This is a genomic window from Curtobacterium pusillum (assembly GCF_007673235.1).
Classification (GTDB): Bacteria; Actinomycetota; Actinomycetes; order Actinomycetales; family Microbacteriaceae; genus Curtobacterium; species Curtobacterium pusillum_C.
Genome location: NZ_VDZH01000003.1, coordinates 423,537 through 438,937, shown reverse-complemented (window position 1 = coordinate 438,937; position 15,401 = coordinate 423,537). Strand labels below are relative to the sequence as shown.

18 protein-coding genes are annotated in these 15,401 nt (G+C 71.6%); 15 read left to right on the top strand and 3 right to left on the bottom strand.

The window, feature by feature from the left end; translation table 11 throughout:
* The first annotated feature begins 46 nt into the window (after window positions 1-46).
* Window positions 47-823 carry a ThuA domain-containing protein gene (locus tag FS532_RS10515; RefSeq protein ID WP_260852640.1) on the top strand — a complete coding sequence of 259 codons (777 nt, stop codon included), beginning with the start codon at window positions 47-49 and terminating at the stop codon, window positions 821-823.
* Window positions 820-1,950 carry a PP2C family protein-serine/threonine phosphatase gene (locus tag FS532_RS10510; protein ID WP_144753664.1) on the top strand — a complete coding sequence of 377 codons (1,131 nt, stop codon included), beginning with the start codon at window positions 820-822 and terminating at the stop codon, window positions 1,948-1,950. The genes FS532_RS10515 and FS532_RS10510 overlap by 4 nt, the downstream gene beginning before the upstream one ends.
* Window positions 1,951-1,953: 3 nt before the next feature.
* Here FS532_RS10510 and FS532_RS10505 read toward each other — a convergent pair whose 3' ends face one another.
* The gene (locus FS532_RS10505; protein ID WP_079237497.1) at window positions 1,954-2,379 is read right to left on the bottom strand and encodes a hypothetical protein; all 426 of its coding nucleotides are present in this window, start codon (window positions 2,377-2,379) and stop codon (window positions 1,954-1,956) included.
* 78 nt (window positions 2,380-2,457) lie between these two features.
* Here FS532_RS10505 and FS532_RS10500 point away from each other — a divergent pair, with 78 nt between their 5' ends.
* The 8 genes from FS532_RS10500 (at window position 2,458) to FS532_RS10465 (ending at window position 9,311) form a co-directional block, all read left to right on the top strand.
* The gene (locus FS532_RS10500; RefSeq protein ID WP_144753662.1) at window positions 2,458-3,120 is read left to right on the top strand and encodes a ScbR family autoregulator-binding transcription factor; all 663 of its coding nucleotides are present in this window, start codon (window positions 2,458-2,460) and stop codon (window positions 3,118-3,120) included.
* A gap of 156 nt (window positions 3,121-3,276) precedes the next feature.
* Window positions 3,277-4,155, top strand: coding sequence for an aminoglycoside phosphotransferase family protein (locus FS532_RS10495; RefSeq protein WP_144753660.1), 879 nt, complete (start codon window positions 3,277-3,279; stop codon window positions 4,153-4,155).
* Between the two features lie 60 nt (window positions 4,156-4,215).
* Complete coding sequence (locus FS532_RS10490; protein ID WP_144753658.1) at window positions 4,216-4,827, top strand: DUF6197 family protein; 612 nt, start codon at window positions 4,216-4,218, stop codon at window positions 4,825-4,827.
* Complete coding sequence (locus FS532_RS10485) at window positions 4,824-5,516, top strand: DinB family protein (RefSeq protein WP_144753655.1); 693 nt, start codon at window positions 4,824-4,826, stop codon at window positions 5,514-5,516. The genes FS532_RS10490 and FS532_RS10485 overlap by 4 nt, the downstream gene beginning before the upstream one ends.
* Before the next feature lie 127 nt (window positions 5,517-5,643).
* On the top strand, window positions 5,644-6,291 hold the full coding sequence (locus FS532_RS10480) for an ABC transporter permease (RefSeq protein WP_097181359.1): 648 nt from the start codon (window positions 5,644-5,646) through the stop codon (window positions 6,289-6,291).
* Window positions 6,278-7,555, top strand: coding sequence for an ABC transporter ATP-binding protein (locus FS532_RS10475; protein ID WP_144753652.1), 1,278 nt, complete (start codon window positions 6,278-6,280; stop codon window positions 7,553-7,555). The genes FS532_RS10480 and FS532_RS10475 overlap by 14 nt, the downstream gene beginning before the upstream one ends.
* Entirely contained in the window at window positions 7,552-8,313 is a 762-nt protein-coding gene (locus tag FS532_RS10470; protein ID WP_144753649.1) for an ABC transporter permease, read from the top strand. Before FS532_RS10475 ends, FS532_RS10470 begins: the two co-directional genes overlap by 4 nt.
* Window positions 8,310-9,311, top strand: coding sequence for a glycine betaine ABC transporter substrate-binding protein (locus FS532_RS10465; RefSeq protein WP_144753646.1), 1,002 nt, complete (start codon window positions 8,310-8,312; stop codon window positions 9,309-9,311). Before FS532_RS10470 ends, FS532_RS10465 begins: the two co-directional genes overlap by 4 nt.
* A 75-nt stretch (window positions 9,312-9,386) precedes the next feature.
* Here FS532_RS10465 and FS532_RS10460 read toward each other — a convergent pair whose 3' ends face one another.
* The gene (locus tag FS532_RS10460; RefSeq protein ID WP_144753643.1) at window positions 9,387-10,016 is read right to left on the bottom strand and encodes a TetR/AcrR family transcriptional regulator; all 630 of its coding nucleotides are present in this window, start codon (window positions 10,014-10,016) and stop codon (window positions 9,387-9,389) included.
* 80 nt (window positions 10,017-10,096) lie between these two features.
* Here FS532_RS10460 and FS532_RS10455 point away from each other — a divergent pair, with 80 nt between their 5' ends.
* From FS532_RS10455 to FS532_RS10445, 3 genes are read left to right on the top strand one after another with little or no spacing between them, the layout of a single operon-like run.
* On the top strand, window positions 10,097-10,843 hold the full coding sequence (locus FS532_RS10455; RefSeq protein WP_144753640.1) for an ABC transporter ATP-binding protein: 747 nt from the start codon (window positions 10,097-10,099) through the stop codon (window positions 10,841-10,843).
* Window positions 10,840-12,117: an ABC transporter permease gene (locus FS532_RS10450; protein ID WP_144753637.1), complete on the top strand. Its 1,278-nt coding sequence runs from the start codon at window positions 10,840-10,842 to the stop codon at window positions 12,115-12,117. Before FS532_RS10455 ends, FS532_RS10450 begins: the two co-directional genes overlap by 4 nt.
* A 26-nt stretch (window positions 12,118-12,143) precedes the next feature.
* Window positions 12,144-12,671, top strand: a complete 528-nt coding sequence (locus FS532_RS10445; protein ID WP_144753634.1) for a GNAT family N-acetyltransferase — start codon at window positions 12,144-12,146, stop codon at window positions 12,669-12,671.
* Window positions 12,672-12,814: 143 nt separating this feature from the next.
* Here FS532_RS10445 and FS532_RS10440 read toward each other — a convergent pair whose 3' ends face one another.
* Window positions 12,815-13,090 (bottom strand): hypothetical protein, encoded by a 276-nt coding sequence (locus FS532_RS10440; RefSeq protein WP_144753631.1) that lies wholly within the window; start codon window positions 13,088-13,090, stop codon window positions 12,815-12,817.
* A gap of 103 nt (window positions 13,091-13,193) precedes the next feature.
* Between FS532_RS10440 and FS532_RS10435 the strand changes: the two genes are divergently transcribed.
* Together FS532_RS10435 and FS532_RS10430 are read left to right on the top strand one after the other, a co-directional pair.
* Window positions 13,194-13,880, top strand: coding sequence for a hypothetical protein (locus FS532_RS10435; protein ID WP_144753628.1), 687 nt, complete (start codon window positions 13,194-13,196; stop codon window positions 13,878-13,880).
* Between the two features lie 74 nt (window positions 13,881-13,954).
* Window positions 13,955-15,400 (top strand): phytoene desaturase family protein, encoded by a 1,446-nt coding sequence (locus tag FS532_RS10430; protein ID WP_144753624.1) that lies wholly within the window; start codon window positions 13,955-13,957, stop codon window positions 15,398-15,400.
* Window position 15,401: the final 1 nt, after the last annotated feature.

Below are 15,401 nucleotides of genomic sequence, written 5' to 3'. Positions count from 1 at the left end.
CGGCGGTCGTATCGATTCGACGCACCGGGCGGCTAGCGTGGGAGCCATGTCGACGCCGACCGAATCCCGTCCCCTGAACATCGTCGTCTGGAACGAGAACGTGCACGAGACCCGCGGCGACGCGACGGTCATCGGGCACTACCCCGACGGCATGCACACCGTGATCGCCGCCGCACTCCGCGAGCACCACCCCGAGGCGACCGTGAGCACCGCCACGCTGCAGGAGCCGGACCACGGCATCACCGCCGAGCGCCTCGCCACCACCGACGTCCTGTTCTGGTGGGGACACGCCGCGCACGACGAGGTGAGCGACGCCGTCGTCGATCTGGTGGTCGACGCCGTGCACGCCGGGATGGGCCTCGTCGTCCTGCACTCCGGGCACTACTCCAAGCCGTTCAAGCGCCTGATGGGCACGACCTGCTCCCTGAAGTGGCGCAACGACGGCGAACGCGAACTCGTCTGGACCGTCGCTCCCGAGCACCCGATCGCCACCGGTGTCCCGCACCCGATCGTCATCGAGCGCCAGGAGATGTACGGCGAGTACTTCGACATCCCGCGCCCCGACGAGGAGGTCTTCCTGTCGACCTTCGCCGGCGGCGAGGTCTTCCGTTCGGGCGTCGCCTACCGGCGCGGCCTCGGGAAGGTCTTCTACTTCTCCCCCGGCGACCAGGAGTACCCCGTGTACCACCACCCGGACATCCAGCGCGTGCTGTCGAACGCGGCCGCCTGGGCGGCACCGGTGTCCGAGCGACGCGAGCTCACCGCCGACCCCCACCCGCGGGACTGGTTCCTGGGCGAGGGTGCGGGTAGACAGGACGGGTGACCCACCTCGACGCCGCAGCGCACCGAACGGCAGTGGTCGAGGCGCTCGGCGTCCTCGGCAGCGGCCCCGAGGAACGCTTCGACCGCATCACCCGCATGACGCAGGAGGCGTTCGGCGTCCCGCTGACCTTCCTCAACCTCGTGCACGACGACCTCGTCACGGCGCAGTCCACGCAGGGCTGGCGGCAGGGCGGGAGCGCTCCGGCCGAGCAGGTCTTCTGCTCGACGACGGTCCTGACCGACGAGCCGATGGTGGTGCCGGACGCCACGCTCGACCCGCGGTTCGCGCACCTCGCGGCGGTGACCGAGCAGGGCATCCGGTTCTACGCCGGCGCACCCCTGTCGATGCTCGACGGGACACGGGTCGGCACGCTCTGCATCATGGACGCGAAGCCCCGCGACCTGACGGCGGAGGACCTCGACCTGCTCCGGGACCTCGCGCGGTGGGCAGAGCGCGAGCTCGGGCACTCGATCGAACGCGACCGCGTGCGGCGGGTGGTCGACGGTCTCGTCCCGGAGCCCATCACGGTGCCCGGGTACGCGCTCGACACCCTGTCCGTCCCTCGGGAGGACTCCGGTGACGTCGCCGACTGGCGACTCGCGGCCGACGGCCGGTTGCACGTCACCGTCGGTTCGGTCCCGGCGGCGGGACGCGCGTCCGCGCTCCTCGCCGCAGCGGTCCGTGCCGCGGTCATCGCCCGCACGGACGTCGCGATGGGTGAGGCGATCGTCGGCCTGGAGGCGCAGGTCGCCGCCGACCTGTCGGCTGCGGACACCGTGGGATCGCTCTTCCACCTGCGGCTCGACCCGACGTCGGGTCACGTCGACCACGGGGACGCCGGGCACGGCCTCGCGGTGCTCCTCCGCGCCGACGGCACGGCCGAGGCGCTGCGGTCGCACGACCTCCCGATCGGCCTGCAGCCGGACACGATCCCGCGGACCCCGGGTTCCCTGGAGCTCGCGAGCGGCGACCGGATCGTGCTGTGCACCGACGGGGTCCTGGCGGGGGTGGGTGACCTCGATGCCCTGGTCGAGCTCGCCCGAGCGACGACGACCGGTGCCGACCTGGTCGACCGTGTCCGTGCGGTCGCGACGGGCGGGACGCTCATCGTCCTCACCCGGCCCTGAGGCTCAGCGCCGCGCGGGCTTCGCGGTGAGCGACACGACGAGCAGGGTGGCGAGCATCCCGAAGCCGGCGAGCTCGATGCCGAGGCCGGCGAGCTGCCAGTAGGCGCTGCCCACGACCTGCGGCTGCGTGATCGACTCCGGCCACCAGGGGTCGATGAGCGGGAACGAGCCGGGGAACGGGTCGAGACCGAACACCACGAGGCCGCCGATCAGCAGCACGACGCCGAGCGCCGCCATCGCCCCGCGGGAGCGCCCGAGCATGTGGACGACGAGTGCCGCCGCGATGCCCGCCAACCCGACGACGGCGATCAGGAACGCCAGCACGACGATCGTCTGCGGCGCCAGCGCGACCCAGTCGAGCACGGCGATCGGCAGCAGCAGCCACCGTCCCGTCCGTGCCCACCGTGCCGGGCTCCGCCATCCGTCCATGCCGGGAACCGTACGACAGGCCGCGTGGGAGAACCCCGGTGATCAGCCGGGAGTCCCCCTCGGTACGATTGCAGGATCATGGCGCAGGACGGTCGCACGCGGCAGCAGCGGGCAGTCGCCACGCGAGCCGCGATCATCGACGCGGCAGCGGGTGAGTTCGACGAGCGGGGGTACGTGGGCGCCTCGATGGACGCCGTCGCCGAGCGCGCGGGCCTGACGAAGGGCGCGCTCTACTTCCACTTCACGTCGAAGGCCGACCTCGCGGGTGCGGTGATCGCCCGGCAGCACGAGGTCTCCCGCGCGTACGGCGAGGCCGCGTTCGCCCGAGGCGACACCCCGCTCGAGGTCCTGATGTGGATGTCGCAGGGCCTCGCCTCGCAGATGGTCCACGAGGTCGTCGTGAGCGCCGGCATCCGACTCTCCACCGAGGCAGCGACGGCGGACGTGGCCCGGCAGGACCCCTACACCGACTGGATCGCCGTGGTCGCCGACCTCGTGCGCCAGGGCGTCGATGCCGGCGAGGTCGACCCCGCGTGGGAACCGGAGCTCGTCGGCCGCGTGGTGATACCCGCGTACACGGGCGTGCAGACGGTGTCCGACGTGCTCGCCGACCGGAGCGACCTGTACGAGCGGCTCCGCGAACTCTGGACGGTCCTGCTCGCCGCGATCGTCACCGAACGGGTGCGCCCGGAGATCCCGCGGCTCGTCGGGCTGATCGCCCCGATCACCCCCGGGGACTGAGCCCGTCCGAGCGACGCGGGTCCCCCCAGGGACACCCACGTCACCACTCCCCCTGAGGATACCCAGCGGTCGGTTTCCGCTCTCGCCCCCGTTCACGGGGCTGTGCCCACGGGGCCGTGCCCGCGGGCCCGGGCGCGGTCGGGCTAGCCTGACCCGATGGCCACCCCCGCTGCCGAGGTCGACGTCGACGTCCCGCTCGTCCGGGCACTGCTCCGCGACCAGCACCCCGACCTCGCGGACCTCCCGCTCGAGATCGTCGCGAACGGCTGGGACAACGTCGTCGTCCGGCTCGGTGACCTGCTCGCCGTCCGGCTTCCCCGCCGCGCAGCGGCCGCGGAGCTGATCGAGCACGAGCAGCGGTGGTTGCCGGAGATCGCCCACCGGGTCGCGGCCGTCGTGCCCGTCCCCGATCCGGTCCGCACCGGACGCCCCGCCCTCGGGTACCCGTGGTCGTGGAGCGTCGTCCGCTGGCTGCCCGGGGTGCCCGCCGGTGCCCGTCCCGGCGGCGTGCGCGTGGGCGAGGCGCTCGCCGCGTTCGTCGAGCTCCTGCACGTCCCCGCACCGCCCGACGCACCCGTCAACCCGGTCCGCGCCGTGCCGCTCGCGACGCGCAGCGACAGCGTGCTGACGCGACTCGCGACCGCGGACGTGCCCCGGGCCGGAGAACTCGCGGCAGTCTGGCGGGCCGCGGCGGCGCTGCCCGCGTACGCCGGGCCTCCCGTCTGGGTGCACGGCGACCTGCACCCGTTCAACGTGCTCCTCGAGGAGTCGCCGGACGGCGACCGCCGCCTGGCGGCGATCGTCGACTTCGGCGACGTCACGGCGGGCGATCCGGCGGTCGACCTCGCCACCGCCTGGCTGGTGCTCGACCGGGAGGCGCGGCGCACCTTCCGCGCGCGCGTCACCGCCGACGACGACACCTGGGAACGGGCGCGTGGCTGGGCCGTGTCCATCGCCTCGGCGCTGCACCTGTCCGACGACCGCACGTTCCGTGCCGTCGCACGCCGGACGATCGACGCAGTGCTGGACGGCTGACTCCGCCCGGGGCTATCGTGACCGCACCAATCCGTGCACGTGAAGATCGGAGGGGCCGTCATGACCCTCGAGTTCCGCGTCCAGCACGACGTCGCCACCGACGCCTCTCCCGTCCCGTCCGCCCCCACCCGCACCGGTCTCCGCGGGCTCCTCGACCGGTACGCCGCGCGCCGGGCCGCATCCCGTGTGCGTCGCGCCGAAGCCCGGTTGCAGGAGCTCGGCGACCTCGAACGGCTGCTGTCCGTCGCGCGCGGCGTCATCGAGCGGGGGTGGATCCAGCACGCGTGGTTCGCGTACCTCGACGAACACGGGCGCATGCGCAAGGCGTCGAGTGCCGCGGCCATGGACGTGCAGGGTCGCCCGCTCGTCGCCGCGTGCCTCGTCGGCTCGGTCGTCTCGGCCGCCGGCGGTCCGCACGCCGTGCACTCGCAGCAGGTCCAGCGGGCGCTCGACCTCGTCTGGCACGCCCTCGCCGTCGAGGAGGGTCAGCCGGTCCTCTGGTGCCCGGCCCCGGACGTCCGGATGGGCCGGGTGCGCGACCTGACGAGCTGGAACGACGCGCCGTCCCGGAACTCGGGTGAGGTCGCGGGCCTCCTGCTCACCGCCGAGCGCGTCGCCGTGCAGGAGTCGGAGCGCGTCCGACAGCGTGCGGTGGCACGATCGAGGGCATGAGCAGCGCCGACGCCGTCCCCGAGGTCCACCCCGCAGCGGCGGGTCCGTCGCTGGCGTCCAGCGGCGGCTCGCTGTTGTCGGACGAGGGGTCGGCGCCGGTCCTCGATGCAGCCGCGTACAAGCGGACCCTCCACCGGTACCTGCAGAAGCACCGGGACGCGCTCCTCGCGAAGCTCGACGGCCTGGCCGAACGGCAGGCTCGGTGGCCGGTGACCCCGACCGGGACGAACGTGCTCGGGCTGGTGAAGCACGTCGCCGGCGTGCAGGCCGGCTACTTCGGCGAGGTCTTCGGCCGCCCGCTGCCCGACCCGCCCGCCTGGCTCGAGTCCGAGGACGGCGACGACATGTACGCGACGCTCGACGAGACCCTGGCGGACGTCGTCGCGTTCCACCACCGCAGCGCCGCGCACGCCGACGCCACCATCGAGGCGCTTGACCTCGACGCCCTCGGGGTCGTCCCGTGGTGGCCGGAGGATCGCCGACAGGTGACGCTGCACCGGATCCTCGTGCACATGTCCTACGAGACCGCCCGGCACGCGGGGCACGCCGACATCGTGCGCGAGATGCTCGACGGGCTCGCGGGCGACGGGGACGGCAACCTCGCCGAGAGGACCCCGGACGAGTGGGTCGAGTGGCGTGAGCACCTCGTCGACATCGCCGAGCGATCCGGGCTCCGCGACCTCGCGTGATACCCGACCGTTGCTCGTCATCGTTACCGTTCTCCCAGTGATGCCCTGCTCCCTCCCTGAGTAGCCTCGAAGCCACTTGTGCCCCGGCCCGTGGGCACTTCGGCCGACCGGAGAGGAGCGCTTCCGCGTGTTCCAGTACATCGGGGAGCGGTGGGACCAGATCTGGTTCGCGTCGTGGCAGCACTTCTCACTGGTGGTCCAGTGCACGGTGCTCGCGACCCTCATCGCCGTGGTGCTCGCCACACTCGTCTACCGCAGCCCACGGCTCACGTCCGTTGCGAACGGGGTGTCGGCCATCGGCCTGACGCTGCCGTCCTTCGCCGTGATCGGCCTGCTCATCGTCCCGCTCGGGTTCGGCGTCGTGCCGTCGGTCGTGACCGTGGTGTTCTTCGCCACCCTGCCGATCCTCCGCAACGCCGTCGTCGGCCTCGCCGAGATCCCCCCGACGGTCGTCGAGTCGGCCCGGGGCATCGGCATGAGCCGCTTCCGGACCCTCGTCCAGGTCGAGCTCCCGATGGCGTGGCCGATCATCCTCAGCGGCGTGCGGGTGTCGGCGCAGATGGTGATGGGCATCGCCGCGATCGCCGCGTACGCGCTCGGCCCCGGTCTCGGCGGCTTCATCTTCTCCGGGCTGTCCCGCCTCGGCGGCGCCAACGCCCTGTTCTCCGTGACGGTCGGGGTGGTGGGGGTCGTCCTGCTCGCCCTCGTCCTCGACCTGCTCCTCCTCGGCCTCGGCCGCCTGACCATCTCGAGAGGTATCCGTGTCCAGCACTGACTCCGCCACCACCACCGCTCCCGCTGCTCCTGCCGGGGACGTCACCGGCCGCAGCATCCTGCTCGACGAGGTCACCAAGCGGTACCCCGGGCAGACGAAGCCCGCCGTCGACGGCATCACGCTCGAGATCCCGGCCGGCAAGATCGTCATGCTCGTCGGCCCGTCCGGCTGCGGCAAGACGACCACGCTGAAGATGATCAACCGCCTCATCGAACCGACCGAGGGCCGCATCGTGGTCGGCGACGACGACGTCACCGGCATCGACGCCGACGAGCTCCGTCGCCGCATGGGCTACGTCATCCAGGCGGGCGGGCTCTTCCCGCACATGACCGTCGCCGCGAACATCGCGATCGTCCCGAAGATGCTCGGCTGGTCGAAGGAGAAGATCGCGGCGCGCGTCGACGAGCTGCTCGACCTCGTCTCGCTCGACCCCGACACCTACCGCGACCGCTTCCCCCGGGAGCTCTCCGGCGGCCAGCAGCAGCGCGTCGGCGTCGCCCGGGCGCTCGCCGCGGACCCGCCCGTCCTGCTCATGGACGAACCGTTCGGTGCCGTCGACCCGATCACCCGGCAGCGCCTGCAGGACGAGCTCCTCCGCATCCAGGAGGAGTTGCACAAGACGATCGTCATCGTCAGCCACGACTTCGACGAGGCCGTGAAGCTCGGCGACTGGATCGTGATCTTCACCGAGGGTGCGCACATCGTGCAGTACGACACCCCGGAACGGATCCTCGCCGAGCCGGCCAACGAGTTCGTGGAGAACTTCATCGGGTCCGGCGCAGGACTGAAGCAGCTCACGCTGAACCGGGTGCGCGACGTCGAACTCGCCCCCGCGGTGACCTGCTCCCCCGGCGAAGACGCCAAGGCCGTGCTCCAGCGCATGAACGAGGCCGGCGGCCACCAGCACGCGGTCGTCGTCGATCGTCGCCAGCGTCCGATCGGGTGGCCGACCCGTCGCCAGATCGAGCGCCTCGACCGCATCCCCGAGGGCATCGAGCCCGAGCTGCCCGTCGTGGGCGAGGCGGCGACCCTGAACGACGCACTCGACACCATGCTCGTGTCCAGTGCCGGCGCCGCGCTCGTCACCGGACGTGGCGAGGCGTTCCGCGGCGTCATCACCGTCGAGACCGTGATGGAGGCCATCACCCGCTCGCGTGCTGCGGCCGCGGAGGACCAGGCGTACACGCCGGTCGGGACGAACACCAACCCGATCGAGACGATGCCGTCCGGCCCGACCATCGCCTCCAGTGGGGAGGACCTGTGAGCGCGGTCGCCGCCGGCCCGGCCACCGGTGCCAGGACCGGCTGGAAGGGGCTGCTGGTCCAGCCGATCGCGATCCTCGTGGTCCTCGCCGCGTTCGCGGTCTGGCTCGCCACCGCGGACCTGACCCCGACCGAGCGGACCACCCTCAACCCGGCCGACATCCTCGCGCTCACGGGCCAGCACCTCGTGCTGACGCTCGAGTCGACCGTCCTGGTGCTCGTCATCGGCATCCCGCTCGGCGTCCTGCTCACCCGCGGTCCGCTCCGCCGGGCGAGCGTGTACGTCCTCGCCGTCGCGAACTTCGGGCAGGCGGCACCCGCTGTCGGGCTCATCGTCCTGCTCGCGGCGTGGCTCGGCCTGAACTCGTGGTCGGCGGTCGTCGCCCTCGTGCTCTACGCCATCCTGCCGGTGCTCCGGAACACCATGATCGGCATCCAGAGCGTCGACTCCCGGCTGGTCGAGGCCGGTCGGGGCATGGGCATGAGCGCGTTCAGCGTCCTGATGAAGGTCGAGCTGCCGCTGGCCGTCCCCGTGATGCTCTCCGGCATCCGCACCGCCCTCGTGCTGCTCGTCGGTACCGCCAGCCTGGCGACCTTCGTCGGCGCCGGTGGCCTCGGGCTGCTCATCACGACGGGCGTGAACCTGTTCCTGCCGAAGGTCCTCGTCTCCGGGGCGCTGCTCGTGGCGCTCCTCGCCCTGTCCATCGACTGGCTCGGCCGCGTGGTCGAGACCGTCGCACGACCGAAGGGACTCCGATGAACCGCCGACTCCGCCGGACGGCCGCCGTCGTGGTGGCCGGCGCCACCGCCCTCGTCCTGGCCGGCTGCGGCTTGCAGCCCGCGACCTCGTTCGTCCCCGCGGCGGACCCCGGATCGATCAAGCGCATCGACGACCTGCCCGACGGCGCGCACATCACGGTCACGTCGAAGAACTTCACCGAGCAGCTCGTGCTCGGCAAGATCGCCGTCCTCGCCGCGAAGGCCGCCGGGTTCGACGTGACCGACGAGACGAACGTGCCGGGCAGCGTCGCCGTCCGCGAGCTCATGACCTCGCACGGTGCGGACTTCACGTACGAGTACACGGGCACGGCCTGGCTGACCTTCATGGGTCACGCCGAGGGGATCCCGGACAAGACCGAGCAGTGGGAGGCGGTCAAGAAGGAGGACGCCGGCAACGGTCTCACCTGGCTGCAGCCCGCGCCGATGAACAACACCTACGCCTTCGCCGTCCGCGACGAGGCCGTGTCGGAGCTCGGGAACATCAAGACCCTCTCCGACATCACGAAGCTCCCTGTCGACCAGCGCACCTTCTGCGTCGAGTCGGAGTTCAACTCCCGTGCCGACGGGTTCAAGCCGATGCTCAAGAAGTACGGCCTGGAGCTCGGTGGTTCCGGCGACAACGGCATCCCGACGAGCAACGTCAGCATCCTCGACACCGGCACCGTGTACACCGCGACCGACCGCGGCAAGTGCAACTTCGGCGAGGTCTTCACCACCGACGGCCGCATCAAGTCGCTCGGACTCACGGTGCTCGAGGACGACAAGGGCTTCTTCCCCGCGTACAACGTCGCCCCGGTGCTCGACACGGCGACGCTGAAGGAGTACCCGCAGCTCGAGGGCGTCTACGACCAGATCTCGCCGAAGCTCACGGACTCCGTCCTGCAGGAGCTGAACCGGCAGGTGGACGTCGAGGGCCGGGAACCGGCCGACGTCGCCTTCGACTGGATGGTCAAGGAGGGCTTCATCACGAAGCCGTGACGGCTCTCGACGTGGGGACACGATGGACTGGAGGCGCGGTGCCAGCTGGCACCGCGCCTCCAGTCCGTCCGTCCGCTACTGGGCCGTGATGCGGGACGCGGTGTCACGGATGGTCGCGACCACCCGCTCGCGGACCTCCTCCGGGTCCGACCCCTCGTGGCGCGCCGAGCTGCGCAGCCCGGTCATGCACATGCCGAGCAGCATCTCGGCCGCTTGCGGGGTCGCCGCGTCGGGACCCCATGCCGGATCGCGTTCGAGGATCGTGCGCACGGCCCCCGTCATCGCCTCGGCCACCGTCGTCATCCGCGAGACCTGCCGGCGCATGAGCTGCGGGAAGCGCACGATGACCTCCTTCCGGGCGAGCCGTTCGTGTTCGTCGCCGAACGAGGAACCGAAGACCAGGAACGCCAGGTCGACCACGGCCTGCGCTGCCGGCTCCCCCGCGACCGTCGCCAGGTGCGCGTCGAGGGTCTCCGGCGCGAGGTCGAGCTCGGTGTGCCCGAGGACCGCGTCCTCCTTGCTCTCGAAGTAGTTGAAGAACGTCCGCGGTGAGACCTCGGCGCGTGCGGCGATCTGCTCGATCGTGGTGTGGTCGATGTCCTGTTCGAGCGCGAGGGAACGGGCGGCCTCGGCGATGCGGAGCCGGGTCTCGAGGCGTTTGCGGTCGCGGAGGCCCATCTCGGAGGCGGGCGCGGTGTCGGGCATGGCCCGACTGTAACCGGAACGTCACATCGTTTACAGCAAACGCAAACTTGCAGTCGTGCAGCGGACAGTACGGTGGGCGCATGACCACTCCCGTGCTCGAGGCGCGTGACCTCGCCAGGACCTACGGCCGCGGCGCGACGCGGTTCGACGCGCTCAAGGGGGTGTCCCTGCAGGTGAACCAAGGCGAGAGCCTCGCCATCGTCGGCAAGTCCGGATCGGGCAAGTCGACCCTGATGCACCTGCTCGCCCTGCTCGACAAGCCGTCGGCCGGGCAGATCCTGCTCGACGGCACCGACGCCGCGACGCTGAGCGCCCGGCAGGTGAACCGCACGCGGAACAGCACGTTCGGGTTCGTCTTCCAGCAGTTCTTCCTCACGCCGAAGACCTCGGTGCTCGACAACGTCGTGCTGCCGCTGAAGATCGCCGGCGTCACCGGTGCCGAGCGGAAGCGCCGTGGGATGGCGGCGCTCGACGCCCTCGGGCTGGCCGACAAGGCGAAGAACGACGCGAACGACCTGTCCGGCGGGCAGAAGCAGCGCGTGGTCATCGCCCGCGCGCTCGTCGGCGAGCCGAGCGTGATCTTCGCGGACGAGCCGACCGGCAACCTCGACACGAACACCGGCCAGGTGGTCGAGGACATGCTCTTCGGGCTCCAGCGGGACCGCGGCATCACCCTCGTGGTCGTCACCCACGACGAAGAACTCGCCGAACGCTGCGACCGGCGCGTCAACGTGCGCGACGGACTCATCGTCGGTGGGTCGGACGACACGCCCGCCGCCGGCACCGCCGTCGACCAGCCGGCCACGCACGGAAGGCACTCCGCATGAACTTCCTCGACCTCCTGAGGACCGCCGTGGCGAACACGTTCCGGTCGAAGCTGCGCACCACCCTCACTGTGATCGCGATCTTCATCGGCGCGTTCACGATCACGCTGACCTCGGCGATCGGCACGGGCGTCAGCAACTACATCGACACCCAGGTCGCCTCCATCGGTGACACCGGGTCCCTGACGATCACGAAGACCGTCGAGTCCAGCACCGACAGCGGCCCCGCGAAGTACGACCCGGACGAGTCGAGCCAGAGCGTCAACCGCGGCCCGGCGTCGTTCGCGTACCTGTCCCAGTCGGACGTCGACAAGATCAAGGGCGTCTCCGGTATCCGGACCGTCCGTCCGGCCGTCGCCCTCAGCACGAAGTGGGTCGAGTACGACGGGAAGGGCAAGTACGTCGTCGACGTCGCGGCCAACGCCGGTGAGCTCGATGCCGACCTCGCCGCCGGCAAGCAGCTGGACGACGCGTCCTCCGCCGGCAACCAGGTGCTCCTGCCGACGAACTACCTGAAGAACCTCGGGCTCGGCAGCGCGAAGGCGGCCGTGGGCAAGCAGCTCACCATCGCCGTCGACGACTACCAGGGCACCGAGCACGCCCTGACCGCCACGGTCGCCGGCGTGCAGAACGAGTCGCTGTTCGGCGGCGGTGCCGGTGCGAACGCGACCCTGACCGACGCGATGCAGGCCGCCCAGGAGACCGGGAAGCCATCGTCCATCGCCACGTCGTACGCCAGCGCGACGGCCACCCTCGACTCCGGCGCGTCCGCGAGCACCGTGAAGAGCGCCCTGTCGAAGGACGGCTACACGGGCCAGACGATCCAGGACCAGCTCGGCCAGTTCCAGACCGTGATCAGCGGCATCGTCGGCGTCCTGAACGCCTTCGCCGTGATCGCGCTGGTCGCCGCCGGGTTCGGCATCATCAACACGCTGCTCATGAGCGTCCAGGAGCGCACCCGCGAGATCGGCCTGATGAAGGCCATGGGCATGGGCGGCGGCAAGGTCTACACGCTGTTCTCGCTCGAGGCCGTGTTCATCGGGTTCCTCGGCAGTGCGATCGGTGCCGGGGTGGCGATCCTGCTCGGCACCGGGATCTCGAACCTGCTCGCCGGCACCGTCCTGAAGGATCTCCCCGGCCTGCAGATCATGCAGTTCGCACCGTCCTCGGTGATCACGATCATCCTGGTCGTGATGTTCATCGCGTTCCTGGCCGGCACCCTGCCCGCACGTCGGGCCGCCCGGCAGAACCCGATCGAGGCACTCCGGTACGAGTAGGCGCTCGCGTGCCTAGGCTCTGAGGGGTGGCGGCGTTCGGGCGAGACCTCGGGGACGGGTACACGCTCACCCTGCGCGACCTGACGACCGTCCGGCCGCTGCACGAGCTGGTGGTGGCGAACGCCGAGCGGCTGCGGGCGGCCGAACCGTGGGCGTGGCAGGAGCAGACCGTCGAGACGATCGGCCTGCACACCGAGCACCTGCTCGGCCAGTACGCGATGGACCGTGCGCTCCCCTGCGTCATCCGCCAGGACGACCGCATCGTCGGAGCCGCCTCACTGGCCTTCGACCCCTACCTCGGGCAGGCGTCGCTCGGCTACTGGGTGGACGCCGGCCTGGAGGGACGGGGTGTCGTCCGCCGCGCCGCCACCGTCCTCGTCGGGGTCGCCCGGGCGCGGGGCGCGGCGCGCGCCGAGATCCGGACGGCGGTCGACAACGTGCGGAGTCGCGGCCTCGCCGAGCGGCTCGGCTTCACGCACGAGGGCACCCTGCGCAGCGCGATGCCCCTCGGGCCCGTGCGGGTCGACGTCGCCGTCTACGGCCTGGTGTTCTGACGCGGTCGCGGCTGCTGCTGTTGGCGCTGCTGCCGGTGCTGCGGGTGCTGCGGGTGCTGCGGGTTCGCGCCCGGGTACGGACATCGCGCCCCGGTGTGACGGGGCGCGATGTCCGCCCGGGGGCGCGACGAGCGGGTCCTGCGTCAGGAGCTCTGCGTCGCGCCCTGCCACACCGCGAAGACACCGCCGACGACGAGCAGTGCGAGCACGAGGATCCACACCGCCAGCGCGACGAGGTTGAGGAAGATCCCCCACCCGGCACGCCCACGGGAGAGCGGCTCACGGCTGCGCGACGCGACACCGAGGCAGAGCCCGATGACCGGCGCGACGAACGTCCACCCGGCGAGCAGCGAGCAGATGCCGAGGACGAGACTCGCCGTGCCCAGTCCGGTGCGGGGGGATTCCGAGTACGTGACCATGCACCTGACGCTACGGGCCCGTGGGAGGCGGGTCGTCCCTCCAGGGCGTGATCCGGGTCCACCTGCGGACGGATGGTCACCGGACGCCGGTATCGTCGACTGCATGGCCTTGTTCGGACGACGCAGCAAGCACGACGTGCGCGACCGCCCCGTCAGCCAGGTCGAACTGAAGCGCGCCGTCGACGAGGGGTTCCTCATCGCGAAGGCCGCGGTCACCATCGCCGTCGGCAACCGGATCATCACGAACGCCCTCCGCGACGAGGGGTACTTCGACCACGCCCTGATCGCCGAGGTCGCGCGCGAGGAACTGCACCGGATGGCCGACGAACAGCGCGGCGACGCTGCCCGGATGCGGGACATCCGGTCGAGGTCGAGCAAGCAGAAGGGCCGCTCGCGGCACCAGCACGACTACCGGCGCGGCGACGACCTCAAGCTGCGCACGCGCGAGGCCACGTACGAGCAGCTCGCCGAGATGCTCGACCGCCGCAGGGAGGACCAGGGCTTCGTCGACGGCATCGTCCTCGCCGCCCGGGCCCGTGCCTGGGACGACATCGGCACCACCGTCGTCGGACGGCTCGGGTGGGCGCAGCGACCGGCCGACGACTACGAGGTCGGCCGGGACGACCGCCTGCAGCAGATGCTCGACGAGGACTTCGCGGCGCTGCTCGCCGAGCACCCGGTCGGTGCGGGCACCCCGTCGGCCACCCCGGCGGACGCGGACGAGCCGGATGCTGCGGACGCCGGCGACGACGGGACGGACCCGGCGGACCCGGACGCGTCGCGCGCCTGACGTCGCGGGACGCGACGGGGCGTCGGTGATCTGACCGGGACGCCGTGCAGCCGGGGGTCCCTAGGCTCGGGGACATGGTGGATGCGGTGGTCGTCGGGGCCGGACCGAACGGACTCGCGGCAGCGGTGACACTCGCGCGCGCGGGCCTCAGCGTCGAGCTCGTCGAACGGAACGACACGATCGGCGGCGGTGCCCGGACGTCGGAGCTGACCCTGCCCGGGTTCCTGCACGACGTCTGCTCCGCGGTGCACCCGATGGCGCTGCAGTCCGAGTTCTTCCGACGCTTCCGGCTCGAGGACCGCATCGACCTCCGCCTGCCCGAGGTGCAGTACGGCCATCCGCTCGACGGCGGCCGTGCCGGGATCGCGTACCGGGACCTCGCCCGCACCGTCGACGAGCTCGGTGCGGACGGGCCGGCCTTCCACCAGCTCATGGCACCGCTCGCGAGGAACGCCGACGACGTCGCGGACTTCGCCACGGATGCTCTGCTGAACGTCCCGCGCCACCCCCTGAACGTCCTGCGCTTCGGCTTGCGGGCGCTCGAGCAGGGGTCGCGCGCCTGGAACCTGCGCTTCCGCGAGGACGTCGCTCCCGCCATGGTCTCCGGCGTCGCTGCGCACTCCATCCAGCACATGCCGTCGCTCGCCACCGCGGCCGCAGCCCTGTCGCTCGGCGCCTACGCCCACGGGCGGGGGTGGCCGGTGCCGATCGGGGGGAGCCAGGCGATCGTCGACGCGCTCGCCGCGGACCTGGTCGCGCACGGCGGCCGGATCGAGACGGGCCGGGAGGTCCGCTCCCTCGGTGATCTCACCCCGGCGAAGGCGGTGCTGTTCGACACGAGCGTGCCGGGCATGCTCCGGATCGCCGGGAAGCAGATCCCCACGCCACGGCGCGGTGCTCTCCGGCGCTTCCGGTTCGGGAACGCGGCAGCCAAGGTCGACTTCGCCCTGTCGGATCCGGTGCCGTGGACGAACTCGGCACTGCGGCAGGCCGGGACCGTGCACATCGGTGGGACGCGGGCCGAGATCGCGGCGGCGGAGGGCGCGGTCGCACGTGGCCAGCACGCGGAGCGGCCGTACGTCCTCGGATCGGAACCGACGGTGGTCGACCCGAGCCGGGCGCCCGAGGGGAAGCACGTGTTCTGGGCGTACGCGCACGTCCCCTCTGGCTCGGACGTGGACCAGACCGAGGCCGTCACGCGCCAGGTCGAGCGCTTCGCGCCGGGGTTCCGCGACACGGTCCTGCAGTCGAGCAGTCGCACGGCCCTGGACCTGGCGGCGTACAACCCGAACTACGTCGGCGGCGACATCGCTGCCGGGGCCGCGAGCTTCTGGCAGCTCGTCAAGCGGCCGCTGCTGTCGTCCGACCCGTGGCGGATGGGTGGCGGCATGTACCTCTGCTCGGAAGCCTCCGCACCCGGCCCGGGTGTGCACGGCATGGCCGGGTGGCACGCGGCCAGGAGCGCACTCCGTCACACGTTCGGGCTGTCCGAGCACGTCGATCTCGCACCGGAGGACTGAA

Coding starts and splice junctions, on each gene's coding strand:
- FS532_RS10505 (WP_079237497.1), bottom strand. CDS start 2,379: ATGGACGGATGGCGGAGCCCGGCACGGTGGGCACGGACGGGACGGTGG.
- FS532_RS10450 (WP_144753637.1), top strand. CDS start 10,840: ATGAACTTCCTCGACCTCCTGAGGACCGCCGTGGCGAACACGTTCCGG.
- FS532_RS10435 (WP_144753628.1), top strand. CDS start 13,194: ATGGCCTTGTTCGGACGACGCAGCAAGCACGACGTGCGCGACCGCCCC.
- FS532_RS10485 (WP_144753655.1), top strand. CDS start 4,824: ATGAGCAGCGCCGACGCCGTCCCCGAGGTCCACCCCGCAGCGGCGGGT.
- FS532_RS10465 (WP_144753646.1), top strand. CDS start 8,310: ATGAACCGCCGACTCCGCCGGACGGCCGCCGTCGTGGTGGCCGGCGCC.
- FS532_RS10490 (WP_144753658.1), top strand. CDS start 4,216: ATGACCCTCGAGTTCCGCGTCCAGCACGACGTCGCCACCGACGCCTCT.
- FS532_RS10515 (WP_260852640.1), top strand. CDS start 47: ATGTCGACGCCGACCGAATCCCGTCCCCTGAACATCGTCGTCTGGAAC.
- FS532_RS10500 (WP_144753662.1), top strand. CDS start 2,458: ATGGCGCAGGACGGTCGCACGCGGCAGCAGCGGGCAGTCGCCACGCGA.
- FS532_RS10495 (WP_144753660.1), top strand. CDS start 3,277: ATGGCCACCCCCGCTGCCGAGGTCGACGTCGACGTCCCGCTCGTCCGG.
- FS532_RS10430 (WP_144753624.1), top strand. CDS start 13,955: ATGGTGGATGCGGTGGTCGTCGGGGCCGGACCGAACGGACTCGCGGCA.
- FS532_RS10455 (WP_144753640.1), top strand. CDS start 10,097: ATGACCACTCCCGTGCTCGAGGCGCGTGACCTCGCCAGGACCTACGGC.
- FS532_RS10440 (WP_144753631.1), bottom strand. CDS start 13,090: ATGGTCACGTACTCGGAATCCCCCCGCACCGGACTGGGCACGGCGAGT.
- FS532_RS10460 (WP_144753643.1), bottom strand. CDS start 10,016: ATGCCCGACACCGCGCCCGCCTCCGAGATGGGCCTCCGCGACCGCAAA.